Annotated in this window: 13 protein-coding genes; 6 read left to right on the top strand and 7 right to left on the bottom strand. The window is 34.3% G+C overall.

Annotation, left to right across the window (positions count from 1 at the left end):
- Positions 1 to 38: 38 nt before the first annotated feature.
- Entirely contained in the window at positions 39 to 1,136 is a 1,098-nt protein-coding gene (locus Q4500_RS01240) for a BT_3928 family protein (RefSeq protein WP_303597937.1), read from the bottom strand.
- A gap of 8 nt (positions 1,137 to 1,144) precedes the next feature.
- A complete protein-coding gene (locus Q4500_RS01235) occupies positions 1,145 to 1,690 on the bottom strand; it encodes a DUF1599 domain-containing protein (RefSeq protein ID WP_303597936.1) in 546 nt (181 codons plus the stop codon).
- Between the two features lie 103 nt (positions 1,691 to 1,793).
- Between Q4500_RS01235 and folP the strand changes: the two genes are divergently transcribed.
- From folP to Q4500_RS01220, 3 genes are read left to right on the top strand one after another with little or no spacing between them, the layout of a single operon-like run.
- Positions 1,794 to 2,618, top strand: coding sequence for a dihydropteroate synthase (gene folP / locus Q4500_RS01230; protein WP_303597935.1), 825 nt, complete (start codon positions 1,794 to 1,796; stop codon positions 2,616 to 2,618).
- Positions 2,619 to 2,672: 54 nt separating this feature from the next.
- Positions 2,673 to 3,458, top strand: coding sequence for a diadenylate cyclase (locus tag Q4500_RS01225; protein WP_133686639.1), 786 nt, complete (start codon positions 2,673 to 2,675; stop codon positions 3,456 to 3,458).
- Positions 3,458 to 3,772, top strand: a complete 315-nt coding sequence (locus Q4500_RS01220; RefSeq protein WP_303597934.1) for a DUF3667 domain-containing protein — start codon at positions 3,458 to 3,460, stop codon at positions 3,770 to 3,772. Before Q4500_RS01225 ends, Q4500_RS01220 begins: the two co-directional genes overlap by 1 nt.
- Before the next feature lie 485 nt (positions 3,773 to 4,257).
- Here the strand turns inward: Q4500_RS01220 and Q4500_RS01215 are convergent, their stop codons facing one another.
- Positions 4,258 to 6,024 carry an ABC transporter ATP-binding protein gene (locus Q4500_RS01215; protein WP_303597933.1) on the bottom strand — a complete coding sequence of 589 codons (1,767 nt, stop codon included), beginning with the start codon at positions 6,022 to 6,024 and terminating at the stop codon, positions 4,258 to 4,260.
- Positions 6,017 to 6,766 carry a tRNA pseudouridine(38-40) synthase TruA gene (gene truA / locus Q4500_RS01210; RefSeq protein WP_303597932.1) on the bottom strand — a complete coding sequence of 250 codons (750 nt, stop codon included), beginning with the start codon at positions 6,764 to 6,766 and terminating at the stop codon, positions 6,017 to 6,019. Before truA ends, Q4500_RS01215 begins: the two co-directional genes overlap by 8 nt.
- A 136-nt stretch (positions 6,767 to 6,902) precedes the next feature.
- Here truA and Q4500_RS01205 point away from each other — a divergent pair, with 136 nt between their 5' ends.
- On the top strand, positions 6,903 to 7,397 hold the full coding sequence (locus Q4500_RS01205; protein ID WP_303597931.1) for a metallophosphoesterase: 495 nt from the start codon (positions 6,903 to 6,905) through the stop codon (positions 7,395 to 7,397).
- Positions 7,398 to 7,441: 44 nt separating this feature from the next.
- Here the strand turns inward: Q4500_RS01205 and Q4500_RS01200 are convergent, their stop codons facing one another.
- The 3 genes from Q4500_RS01200 to Q4500_RS01190 form a co-directional block, all read right to left on the bottom strand.
- On the bottom strand, positions 7,442 to 8,302 hold the full coding sequence (locus Q4500_RS01200; protein WP_303597930.1) for a hypothetical protein: 861 nt from the start codon (positions 8,300 to 8,302) through the stop codon (positions 7,442 to 7,444).
- A 119-nt stretch (positions 8,303 to 8,421) separates the two neighbouring features.
- On the bottom strand, positions 8,422 to 8,919 hold the full coding sequence (locus tag Q4500_RS01195) for a hypothetical protein (protein WP_303597929.1): 498 nt from the start codon (positions 8,917 to 8,919) through the stop codon (positions 8,422 to 8,424).
- Positions 8,920 to 9,185: 266 nt separating this feature from the next.
- On the bottom strand, positions 9,186 to 9,596 hold the full coding sequence (locus Q4500_RS01190) for a DUF4293 domain-containing protein (RefSeq protein ID WP_303597928.1): 411 nt from the start codon (positions 9,594 to 9,596) through the stop codon (positions 9,186 to 9,188).
- Between the two features lie 195 nt (positions 9,597 to 9,791).
- On the opposite strand from Q4500_RS01190, the gene rho reads away from it, so the two are divergent.
- Positions 9,792 to 11,438: a transcription termination factor Rho gene (gene rho / locus Q4500_RS01185; protein WP_303597927.1), complete on the top strand. Its 1,647-nt coding sequence runs from the start codon at positions 9,792 to 9,794 to the stop codon at positions 11,436 to 11,438.
- A gap of 186 nt (positions 11,439 to 11,624) precedes the next feature.
- Positions 11,625 to 12,302: a hypothetical protein gene (locus tag Q4500_RS01180; RefSeq protein ID WP_303597926.1), complete on the top strand. Its 678-nt coding sequence runs from the start codon at positions 11,625 to 11,627 to the stop codon at positions 12,300 to 12,302.
- Positions 12,303 to 12,419: the final 117 nt, after the last annotated feature.

Below are 12,419 nucleotides of genomic sequence, written 5' to 3'. Positions count from 1 at the left end.
TTGTTATATTTCTAATTATACTATTTCAGTTAAATATCTTAATTGAAGATTAAATCTTCTAAGTCGTTGTAATGTACTTTCTGTTTTATGGTTCCTTTTTCTATAACCAAAATCCCAGGGTTTGATCTCACAATAGTCTTAAGTGTAGTTTCATCGGTAAAGTAAAAATCAAAACCTAGGTTATTCTCTTTTACCAAAGCATCAGTTTGATCTGGTCCAGAGGCTGACATACCTATTACTTTATATCCAGCTTTTATAGCTTTGTCAGCTACTGTTTTAATATTCTTGAATTTTACTACGTTTGATTTTCTTAAATCGTAGGCTATAACCATAACCAATTTAGGTTCTTGTAATAAAGAAGCGGCGAAGTCCTCCCCTTCTTGCTCTATGGTAAAATCATGAACAGGTGGTTCATAACCAGCCTGAATCTCTTCTGTTTCAACATCGATAAATTCCCCATCTACTGTTGGGTAATCTCCATTACTAATATGAATTTCTTCAGTACCATTTACATCGAACTTCCATCTGTATTCGAAAATAGCTTTAGGCGCATCATCTGGCGTACTCATACCCTCTTCAATGTTCTTGCCAATTTCATAGGGTCTAAAATCTATTACTGGCAAGTGATTTAGAACATGGTATACGTACCCAATACAAGCTAATAATGATAATATTAAAAGAGGTATTAAGGTTTTAGGTTTTACTAACGGAGTTATATATTTTCTACCTGCGTATATGATTAAAATCAATACCAAAAGCGCCACATCTTTCGTAAAAGACTCCCAAGGGGTCAGCTTTATAGCATCACCAAAACAACCACAATCAGTTACTTTATTAAAGTAAGCAGAATAAAAGGTTAGAAAAGTGAAGAAAACAATCATGGCAATCAGCGTCCATATGGTGATTTTACGTTTGTAGCCAAGTATAAGCATAACACCAACCATGACCTCAACAATCACCACAAGAATTGAAATTGCCAAAGCAAAAGGAGTTAGAAAAGGTAGATCTAACACACCTTGACTAAAATATTCTTCTAACTTAAAAGAAAAACCAACAGGATCGTTCAGCTTTATAAATCCGCTAATAATAAAAAGTATACCTACAAAAATTCTTACGACACCTACTAAATACTTCATTCTTCTTATTATTTTGATTCTGAACCTAAATGTATCAATGCAAAAACGGCATAATTAATCATGTCTTGGTAATTGGCATCTATACCTTCGCTTACCAAAGTTTTACCTTTATTATCTTCTATTTGCTTTACTCGAAGTAATTTTTGCAAAATTAAATCTGTAAGAGAACTCACTCTCATATCTCGCCAAGCCTCACCATAATCATGGTTCTTGTTCAACATCAATTCTTTGGTAATTTTAATATGCTTTGCATATAACTCTACCGCTTTTTCAGTATTTAAATCGGGTTGATCTGCTACACCAAGTTCTAATTGAATTAATGCCATTACCGAATAATTGATGATTCCCATAAACTCTGAACGTTCACCTTCATCAACCTTACGAATATCGTTCTCTTGAAGACTACGTATACGTTGTGCCTTAATAAATATTTGATCTGTTAGCGATGGTAATCTTAAAATTCGCCATGCACTGCCATAATCTGTCATCTTTTTCTCGTACAGATTTAAACAAACCTCAATAACCTCATCGTATTCCTTTGCCGTATCTAGCATGTAATTCTATCTAATTTATGTAAATTTCGCTTAAATAATTGTAACCATCAAGATTGACGGTTTAAACTTGGAAAATGCCACAAATTCCTATTAAAAATTGATAATGACCATAAATTGCAACGGTAAGCTTTTATCATTAGATCAGCCCAAGGTAATGGGTATTTTGAACATTACTCCCGATTCTTTTTTTGATGGCGGAAAATACAAAGATGAAAAGAGTATACTAAATCAAGTTAAAAAAATGCTGAACGAAGGCGCCACTTTTATTGATATTGGGGCTTATAGTTCAAGACCCGGCGCTTTAGAAGTTGATGAAGCTACCGAGTTAAAGCGGATAGAACCCATTATCAACTTAATTCTAAAGAATTTTCCAAACACCATACTCTCTATTGATACGTTTAGAAGTAATGTTGCCGAAGCATGTATTGAAAATGGCGCTGCCATAATTAATGATATTTCTGCGGGATTGCAGGATGATAAAATGCTAAGTACTGTTGCAAAATTACATGTGCCGTACATTATGATGCATATGCGTGGCACACCACAAAACATGCAGCAAAAAACAGATTATGAAGATGTTGTAAAAGAAGTTCTTTCATTTTTTTCTGAAAGATTGGTGGCTGCTAAAGCATTAGGAATAAAAGATATTATCATCGACCCAGGTTTTGGTTTTGCGAAGAATTTAGAACAGAACTATGAGCTATTAAATAATATAGAAGTCATGAATATCATTGAACACCCAATATTAGCTGGCATTAGCAGAAAATCAATGATTTACAAAACATTAGGCACCACTGCCGACCAAGCATTAAATGGCACAACGGCATTACATATGGTCTGCTTACAAAAGGGAACAAAAATATTACGAGTTCATGATGTTGAAGAAGCTGTGGAATGCGTAAAATTATATGAACAATTAAATGCCTAAGTTTATATCAATTTGTTGTCATCAATTTTCTTAATTTTACTAAAACGGTACCGATTGGATTTTTTAAATTTTATTGACTTTAAGATTACAGATGTTTTAGACATCATATTTGTTGCTGTACTGCTATACTACATCTACAAACTAGTTAGAGGATCGGTTGCTATCAATATTTTTATCGGTATTGTTATCGTATGGGCTTTTTGGAAACTGACCGAATTGCTAGACATGCAAATGATCAGTAGTATGGTCGGTGCATTTATGCAAGTCGGACTTATTGCACTGATTATAGTTTTTCAGCAAGAGATTAGAAAGTTCCTTTTAATGATTGGCTCTACCAATTTCGCGAACAAGAGAAATTTTGTAAAGCATTTTAAATTCTTAAAGCAAGAAGGCTTATCGACAGACACAGATGTTGATGCCATATTAAAAGCATGCGAGAAAATGGCCAGTACCAAAACAGGTGCTATTTTGGTTATAGAACGTAGCAACTCCTTAGATTTTATAAAGAGTACTGGTGATCGCATGAATATTGAAATTAACCAACCTATTCTTGAAAGTATCTTTTACAAGAACAGTACACTACATGATGGAGCGGCTGTTATTGTTGGTAATTATATAGTTGCTACGAGAGTAATTTTACCAGTTTCTAACGAGCGTAATATTCCGCTGCGTTTCGGGTTACGACATAGAGCTGCTGTAGGAATAAGTGAAAAGACCGATGCTTTAAGTATTGTAGTAAGTGAAGAAACAGGATTAATCTCTTATATAAAAAACGGAGAATTTGTACTGTACGACTCCATCACTCAATTAGGGAATATGCTTAAACAAGATTTGATATAGTGGAATGCAAAAACTGCCATACAAACCTAAGAACCGATTTCAGTTATTGCCCCGATTGTGGTGCTAAGGTAATTCGCAATAGACTTACGGTAAAGAATCTTTGGTATGATGCCACCGAGCGATTTTTCAATATAGACAACACCTTTCTTATCACCTTTAAACATCTGTTTACAAAACCAGATGAAGTAATTGGTGGTTATATAAATGGTGTTAGAAAGAAGTATTTAAATCCCACTAGCTATTTTACTATAGCCATTACCCTTGGGGGGGGTTATTTGCTTATGTATATTCTGAGTTTTTCCCAAATGCTCTAAATTTTGATTTTCTATATAAATCTGGAGATTCAATTACCGAAGCAGAAAAATTAGGACAGGACTTTCAAAAACAATGGAATGCTTACCTAATAAAATATCAAAGTCTCTTTTACATGGCTATGCTGCCATTTTTGGTATTAATTTCTAGACGTGTATTTATCAATAAAAAGCAATTTAGTTTAAGTGAGCATTTTGTAATTAACATTTATGCTTACTCACATTTATCTATAATTATAAATATTGCCTACTTACTGACCATTTGGAACTCTAAAATTATTTATTATGTTTCTATGGGTAATATGATATTCCAAATAGGATTCTTTACTTGGGTATTTTACAAACCATTTAATCTGACCATAAAGCAAACAGTATTAAAACTGCTACTATTTCTTGTTTTATTCGCTGCGATATTTTTTATTATTATAATAATTACCACAGTGTACATAGCTCTATTTACAGACTCATTTTAAAAAATAGCACCGTAATTAAGCTACCTCTTCAGCTAAGAACTGAGCTTCATATAAATTACTGTAGTAACCACCTTTTTTAAGCAGTTGTTTGTGTGTACCTGTTTCTACAATATTACCGGCATCCATCACAATAATTTTATCCGCTTTTTTTATAGTAGCTAAACGGTGGGCAATAACTATAGAAGTTCTCCCATGCGTAATTTTATCTGTAGCCGACTGTATTAACTGCTCAGAATAGGTATCTACAGATGACGTAGCCTCATCTAAAATCAGAATACTAGGGTTACTCACATAAGCCCGTAAAAAAGCAATTAACTGTCGTTGACCGCTAGAAAGCATAGAACCTCTCTCTTTTACATTATAATGATAACCACCTGGCAAACTCGTTATAAACTCATCTACACCAATAGCTTTGGCAGCATTCTCAATATCAGAAACACTTATTGCTGGGTTTTTCAAAGAAATATTATTCGCAATCGTATCGGCAAACAAAAAAACATCTTGTAATACCACGGCTATGTGCGTGCGTAGTGATGACAAATTGTACTCTTTAATATCTACACCATCAACTAAAATAGAACCGGAGTTAATCTCGTAAAACCTATTCAATAAGTTAATTATCGTACTCTTACCAGCACCCGTAGCGCCTACAATAGCAACTGTTTCTCCTGCTTTTACATCAAATGAAATTCCGTGTAACACCTCTTCATCTTCTAAGTACCCAAAATGAACATCGTCAAATTTTATATCGCCATTTACTACATCTTTCTCAAAAGAACCTACATTTTGTATTTGGCTATCGGTATCTAAAATTTTAAAAACTCTATTAGCGGCAACCATCCCCATTTGTAGGGTATTGAATTTATCTGCAATTTGACGAAGTGGTCTAAAAAGCAAATCGATCAACATAATAAAAGCGAAAATTGTACCTGCTATATCCGTAGATATATTTGCAACATTCTGCAATCCGCCATACCAAACAATTAATCCTACGGTAAGTGAAGAAACAATTTCAGCAATTGGGAAGAAAATGGAGTTATACCAAACTGTTTTCAACCAAGCTTTCTTATGCTTTTCGTTAATTTCTCTAAACTTATCGCTTTCTATTTTTTCTCGGGTAAATAGCTGTACTATTTTCATACCCGTAATACGTTCTTGCACAAAAGAATTCAAGTTAGAAACCTCTGCCCTAACTTCTGTAAAAGCTACTTTCATAGCCTTTTGAAACCACCTGGTAGCATACATTATTATAGGTAACAGCGCAAAAACTATTAAAGCGAGTTTCCAATTTATGAATAGCATAACAATGGCGGCAACTACCATTTTTAGCAAATCTGCCACTATCACGAAAAAACCTTGACTAAATATCTCACCTATTCGTTGCATATCTGCAACAGCTCTTGTTACCAATACTCCCAATGAAGAATTATCAAAGTACTTCATTTTAAAAGAAAGCATTTTCTTGAAGAGACTTATACGAACATCTTTAATAACAGATTCGCCTAACCAGTTTGCATAATAATTAAAAGCCAATTGACAAATTACCTGACCAAGCAGCACCACTAACATAGCAATGGTTAAGTAAAGCAACATCTCTGCATTACTTTCTTTTATGGCATCATCAATAATTTTCTTGACAATTAAGGGTGTAAGAATCGCAAAACAAGACAGTAATATGGCAGCCAATGCAACGCCATAAAAAGTAATTTTGTACGGTTTTGTGTAGGCGAGTAAGCGTTTAAAAAGACGAGTGTCAAATGCTTTGCCAGAATCCTTATCCATTCTTTAAAATAGTATTGGGGTAAACAATAGAGGTCAAATATAATCCTTTTGCAGGAACAGAAACGCCTGCTTTTGTTCTATCCTTGCTTTTTAATATGGTATTAACATAGTCCGCCGGGTATTTACCCAATCCCACATTAATTAATGTTCCAACAATAGCTCTAACCATATTGCGCAGAAATCGGTCTGCTGTGATTGTAAAAACTAGTCGATCATTTTTTAGTTCCCATTTTGCCTCTCTTAGGTCGCAAATATTAGTGTACACATCTGTATTCGACTTTGAAAAACATTCAAAATCCTTTTTACCCAACAACAACGTTGCAGCACTATTCATTTGAGCTATGTTTAAGTCCTTCTTTACAAAATGAGTTAAATCTGTAGAAAAAGGATCTTTCTTTTTATCGATATGATATTCATAAGTTCTTGCTGTGGCATGAAAACGAGCATGCGCATCATCTTCTACTTCAAAAATTCGATCAACCGCAATATCGTTTGGCAAGAAAGAATTTAATCTAAAAATATATTCAGGAATATTCTCAAGAACATCAACATCAAAATGGGCGTACATTTCTTTTGCATGAACACCGGTATCTGTACGACCTGCACCCATTAGCGAAACAGCCGAATTTAAAAGCTTAGACATGCCTTTTTCTAGCACTTCTTGAACGGTTATAGCGTTTGGCTGATTTTGCCAGCCATGATAAGCTTTACCGAAGTATGAAAATTGAATGAAGAATCTCAAAAGTATGTGCTAGTTTTGTACTTCACAAAGGTATTAAAAAGGATACGTTTTAACATTCGTTCCAGTAAAGTCAAATTAAGAATAGTAGTTGCTCGATAAAACAAATCTATTTTCCCAATCAAATTGAACCCTAAAAATGACCAAAATTCTCTTACTTTCTGATACGCATTCGCATATAGACGATGCCATATTAAAGCATGTAAAATGGGCAGATGAAGTATGGCATGCTGGCGATATTGGCTCTTTAGAAGTTACCGATGCCATTGTAAAATTAAAGCCGTTAAAAGGAGTGCATGGTAACATTGACGACCATATTATTCAAAAAGAATTCCCAGAAAACAAAAGATTTTTTTGTGAAGGTGTTGATGTTTTTATAACTCATATAGGAGGATACCCACCTAAATATAATCTGAGAACACGAGATATGATTAGAGAAAATCCGCCAAAATTATTCATATCCGGACATTCGCATATTCTAAAAGTGATGATAGATAAAAAATTAGGCGTTTTACATATGAATCCTGGAGCATGTGGAAAACATGGTTTTCATCAAGTACGTACCATGTTACGTTTTGTTATAGAAGGAGATAATATCAAAGACCTTGAAGTAATCGAGTTAGGCAAAAGATAAAGCACAGGGCATTTTCACATATCTACACCCTGTATTTCAGCTAATTAATATTCGAACGAAACGCCTAAAGAAAATGTACCGCCATCGTAAATATTCTTGCGCTCAACTAAAAAACCGGCATAATCAGAATATTGGGCGACCACATTAAAATGATCCGTTACCTTATACATAGAAGTGATACCATAGTTAGTAAAAATTGTACCCTCGCCGAATAGGAAAGATCCACTTTGCACATTATTTTCTGAAGATAATCTTTCTTGAATTTTAAGTTTACCGATTAGATACAGTTTGTCAAAAAACAAATGACCTAGCTCTACGCCTGCCTGAAATTGATTACTAAAATCTTCTGTTCTAAAATTAACACTTGAGAAAGCAGAAGCATAGGTTTTACCATTCTTAAAGCCATGTGAAGCCGCAAGGGTTGTCCACACATTAAACTCGCCATCAGAAACCGGTAGATTTATTTCATCAAATTCACCAAAAGCATTAGCGTTATTCGATTGTGCAAAATTACTACCATCATTAGTAGGTATATCTAATGCTACTTGCAATGATAATGGGAAGCTTTTTAAAAGATTATACTTTACCGCTAATTGAATATTACCTACACCGCCAACAGTTTCGGTTGTACTAAAACTGTTTAAACGGACTAATGGCAAATCTACAATCGCCGTAAATCTATCAGAAATACCATATTCACCATAAATTAATAGAGCACTCGTGTTAAAAGTACTTCCTTGATCAGCCAATATACCTTCTGTAGTATAATAATTATTTGAAAAGAAATGTGCCGCCGATGCTTGCAGATAAAATCCTTTAGCCTCTCTAGTCCATCCACTTTGTGCCTGAGCATAAAAAGTGAAAAAGCAACAACATACAAATATGATGCGTTTTAATTTTTTCATAATTCTGTCTTATTAAGTTATAGGAAAAGAGAAGAATCAGTTTCCAATAAAAAAGCCTTTGGGAGACATAGAAAAACAGAATCATGTGTCTCTATTCCCAAAGGCAGTAAAAAATTATATTAGTTCAACGCAACATTACCAAACGGTATATTAGCAGTTGCACACCAAAGAATAATATGTGTGTATTTAGCATCTGGTGTAGCACTTAGTTTTATCAACATCTCACCATTATCAACTACATTACCTATCAACATTAAATCTGGATTTTCATTAGCAGGATCCGGGGTAAAAATTTCTGATGTAGATAAAAAGATACCTACTGTACCTGTACCTAATTCAGTAGTAAAATCATCTGCGAAACGAACAAAATTAGCCTCATCGGCATCGACACCTACTTCAACTAAACCTTGTGTTGGTGTACCGCTCTCAGCAACTAGATTACCACTTAAGGTTACCATCAAATCACCTACTGGCAAAGAAGAATCTACTTCAACAGTCTCTGTTTCCACTACCGTTTCAGTTACTGTTACTACTTCTGCATCATCATCTGAGCAACTAATAAAAAAAGTTGTCATGGCACTAGCTAATAATACAAGAGTAAATTTTCTGTTTTTCATAATCGTAAATTTTTAAAATTGTTTTTGTTTAAAACAGGATAATCAACGACTATCGTTAACCTTTCTGTTTCTTGGGACAAACATAGAAACCTGGTATCACGAAGAATTCAAGAAAACATAAACAGTTTATCATAACAGTTAGAAAAACTGCGATGTTTCTGTGATATTTAAAGAAAGGAGTTCTTTATATTTAGAAAAGTAAATACATAAAAAAACCCGGAAACTACCCCGGGTTTTAACGCACTAATACTACTAAGATTATAGGTTTAACGCAAGCGATCAACAGATTTTACAAGATCTTCATCCTTTTTTATAGCCTTGTTAGCAAGAACCAAAAAAATGATAGAAAATACTGGAATCAGCATCCCAATACCCTTCTCTGAGACCAAAGTCTCTCCGGATAAGTTTAGTGATCGGTAAACGAAAAATCCTAATAAAAAAACATTCAATATCAAGTTCAGCCTGTTAATAACAAACTGAGATTTTCTATTTTTAAATTGTACCATAGCCCATATTGCCAGAACGGTACTTGCATAAAAGGCAATAGAAATAAGCATTTCATTATTTGCAAATACTTCAGTACCATCAATATGTATCCATAGGTTAAAGAAGAACGGTAGAATACCCGTAAGTATTGCTACAACTATCAAATAAAGGCTTTGTATTCTTTGAATCATAAATCAATTACCACTTTACACTGCAAAAATACATGTCTTTTCAAAAAATATAACCCTTTTATTCAAAATAATTTGTAATATTGCTACGTTATCACGTCATAACACCTACCAGTAAGGAAATTATCTCCTTTAGATTATCCAAATAAAATATTTACTTCTTACAATACAAACTCTTATAATTTATTCTACTACTTAATGTTTGAGATTTCAGATTTAAAATCAAAAAAGCTACCTGAATTACAGGAAATTGCGAAAGGACTTAAGGTTCCTAAATTCAAGACCTTAAAAAAACTAGATTTAGTTTATCAGATTTTGGACTTACAAGCCGCTAATCCAAAGGTTGCCGCAGCAATAGCTCCTGCCGCAACTGAAGAAGTTAGCAAGCCGGCAGAAGTAAAACCAAAACCGAAGCCAAAGCCAAGACCTAGACCTCGTGTTGAAAAAAATACGAACAAAGAAACTAATGCTCCTGAAAAAGTGGCAGAAGAAAAGGTTGCACCAGCTAAGGTTAATGTAACTAAAACAGAAAACACTCAAGAAAGTGACTCTAAGACACCTGTTGAGCAAAAAAGACCAAGACCTAGACCAAAAGCTGCAAACCAGCCTAATAAAAAGAATTCGCCTCAGAATAACAATCATAAAAATAAGCCTAATCCGAGACCGACTCACGACAAAAGTAATTTTGACAAGGATCTAAAGAATAGGTACAAAGAACCTGAGTATGAGTTTGACTCTATCATAGATAGTGAAGGAGTTTTAGACATCATGCAAGATGGATACGGGTTTTTACGTTCTTCTGATTACAACTACTTATCATCACCTGATGATATTTATGTTTCTCAATCGCAAATACGTCTTTTCGGGTTAAAAACTGGAGATACCGTATTAGGTAACGTAAGACCACCTAAAGAAGGAGAAAAGTATTTTCCTCTTATAAAGGTGAATAAAATTAACGGTATAGACCCACAAATAGTTCGAGACCGTGTGTCATTCGAGCATTTGACTCCGTTATTCCCACAAGAAAAATTTAATTTGGCAGAACGCCAAAGCACAATATCTACTCGTATTATTGATTTGTTCTCTCCTATCGGAAAGGGACAAAGAGGTATGATTGTATCTCAACCAAAGTCTGGTAAAACCATGCTTTTAAAAGATATCGCTAATGGTATTGCTGCAAATCACCCAGAGGTTTATCAAATTATATTATTAATTGATGAACGACCAGAAGAGGTTACCGATATGCAACGTAATGTTCGTGGCGAGGTTGTAGCTTCAACTTTTGACAAAGAACCAACAGAGCACGTACGTGTAGCCAATATCGTTTTAGAAAAAGCTAAGCGTTTGGTAGAATGTGGTCATGATGTTGTAATTCTTTTAGATTCAATTACACGTTTGGCAAGAGCATACAACACTGTGCAACCAGCATCTGGTAAAGTTTTAAGTGGTGGTGTTGACGCCAACGCATTACATAAGCCTAAAAGATTCTTTGGTGCTGCAAGAAATATTGAAAATGGTGGATCTCTTACCATAATTGCTACTGCATTAACAGAAACTGGTTCTAAAATGGACGAGGTTATCTTTGAAGAATTCAAAGGTACCGGTAACATGGAACTTCAATTGGATCGCAAGATTGCAAACAGAAGAATCTTCCCTGCTATTGACCTTACATCTTCTAGTACACGAAGAGATGACATGTTATTAGATGAAGCGACACTACAACGTATGTGGATCATGCGTAAGTATCTTGCAGACATGAACCCAGTAGAAGCGATGGAATTTATTGAACAACGCTTTAAACAAACTAAAAACAACGAAGAGTTCTTAATGACTATGAATCAGTAGAACAATTCTAACATATATTTTAAAATCCCGATTTCATATAGAAATCGGGATTTTTTTATTCCATAAGCTCTGGCATTTCATAAAACTAGACCACTGTTATTCTTTTTAATATCTTTAGCATATAACAAAAGAACTCTCCCCCCAGTCTTTTACCAATTATCGTATTACTAATTTAATTCTTAGAAAATGAAAAGACCGACTACTATCATCAGTAAAATTTTATGCCTAATTCTGATTTCATCTATAATTGGCTGTAATCAACAGCAGAAAAAAAAGAAAGATGAAATTATTGAGTCAAAAATAGTCAAAGCTCCAGACCACATCATTTCATTAAAACAGGCAGATGCTATTTATGACAACTACTCGCAAAATAGGGTACAAATTATTGAAGATTACGAAAACCAAAAAAGACCGTCAGAAGAAAAATTCGAAGCTTCTCGTTTCGTAGATTTTGATTATGAAACACTCAAACAATATATGGCTTATTTGGATCAAGAGGCAGCTGCAGCTGGTGTTAAAAAGATCACCAAGCTAAGATTGTATTTTGCCAACTACCCCAACGAAGAAAATTTTTCAAACGGAAAGCCGGTTATACACAAACGACAGAACAGCATATTCATGGTACCTACACTAGATGATGGCGGTATTAATTATGGCTTTTTCATTGGTGAAAATGGTAAAGCTGAACTAATAAAGGATCGGAAAGCCAATACGAAAGACGGTTTAGGAAATCACCTAAATAAAAAAGAAAACGCCCATGCAAGTTTCGCTCCTACTTTCACTTTAAACTCTAGCTTACAAGGCAGTAAAAGTCTTGCTTTTAATTTCGGTCAAGGTGGTCCGCCTCCAAAAACTGATTTTTAATCCATAATTCATGAAAATTTGGACTTTTGTTCAGGAGAACTATTTTATGCTAGTATATGCGTTGACCCTGTTTGTCTCGCTAGCGACTTACCGTAAATATTACGACACAGCGCTAAA

The organism is Maribacter sp. 1_MG-2023 (genome assembly GCF_030547005.1).
Classification (GTDB): domain Bacteria; phylum Bacteroidota; class Bacteroidia; order Flavobacteriales; family Flavobacteriaceae; genus Maribacter.
Note: the sequence above shows the minus strand (reverse complement) of the source record. Positions and strands in the feature narration are given on the sequence as shown.

Excerpts from the sequence above, each read along its gene's own strand:
- Q4500_RS01195 (WP_303597929.1), bottom strand. The coding sequence starts at position 8,919 with ATGAAAAACAGAAAATTTACTCTTGTATTATTAGCTAGTGCCATGACA.
- Q4500_RS01190 (WP_303597928.1), bottom strand. The coding sequence starts at position 9,596 with ATGATTCAAAGAATACAAAGCCTTTATTTGATAGTTGTAGCAATACTT.
- Q4500_RS01215 (WP_303597933.1), bottom strand. The coding sequence starts at position 6,024 with ATGGATAAGGATTCTGGCAAAGCATTTGACACTCGTCTTTTTAAACGC.
- Q4500_RS01235 (WP_303597936.1), bottom strand. The coding sequence starts at position 1,690 with ATGCTAGATACGGCAAAGGAATACGATGAGGTTATTGAGGTTTGTTTA.
- Q4500_RS01180 (WP_303597926.1), top strand. The coding sequence starts at position 11,625 with ATGAAAAGACCGACTACTATCATCAGTAAAATTTTATGCCTAATTCTG.
- rho (WP_303597927.1), top strand. The coding sequence starts at position 9,792 with ATGTTTGAGATTTCAGATTTAAAATCAAAAAAGCTACCTGAATTACAG.
- Q4500_RS01200 (WP_303597930.1), bottom strand. The coding sequence starts at position 8,302 with ATGAAAAAATTAAAACGCATCATATTTGTATGTTGTTGCTTTTTCACT.
- Q4500_RS01205 (WP_303597931.1), top strand. The coding sequence starts at position 6,903 with ATGACCAAAATTCTCTTACTTTCTGATACGCATTCGCATATAGACGAT.
- folP (WP_303597935.1), top strand. The coding sequence starts at position 1,794 with ATGACCATAAATTGCAACGGTAAGCTTTTATCATTAGATCAGCCCAAG.
- Q4500_RS01240 (WP_303597937.1), bottom strand. The coding sequence starts at position 1,136 with ATGAAGTATTTAGTAGGTGTCGTAAGAATTTTTGTAGGTATACTTTTT.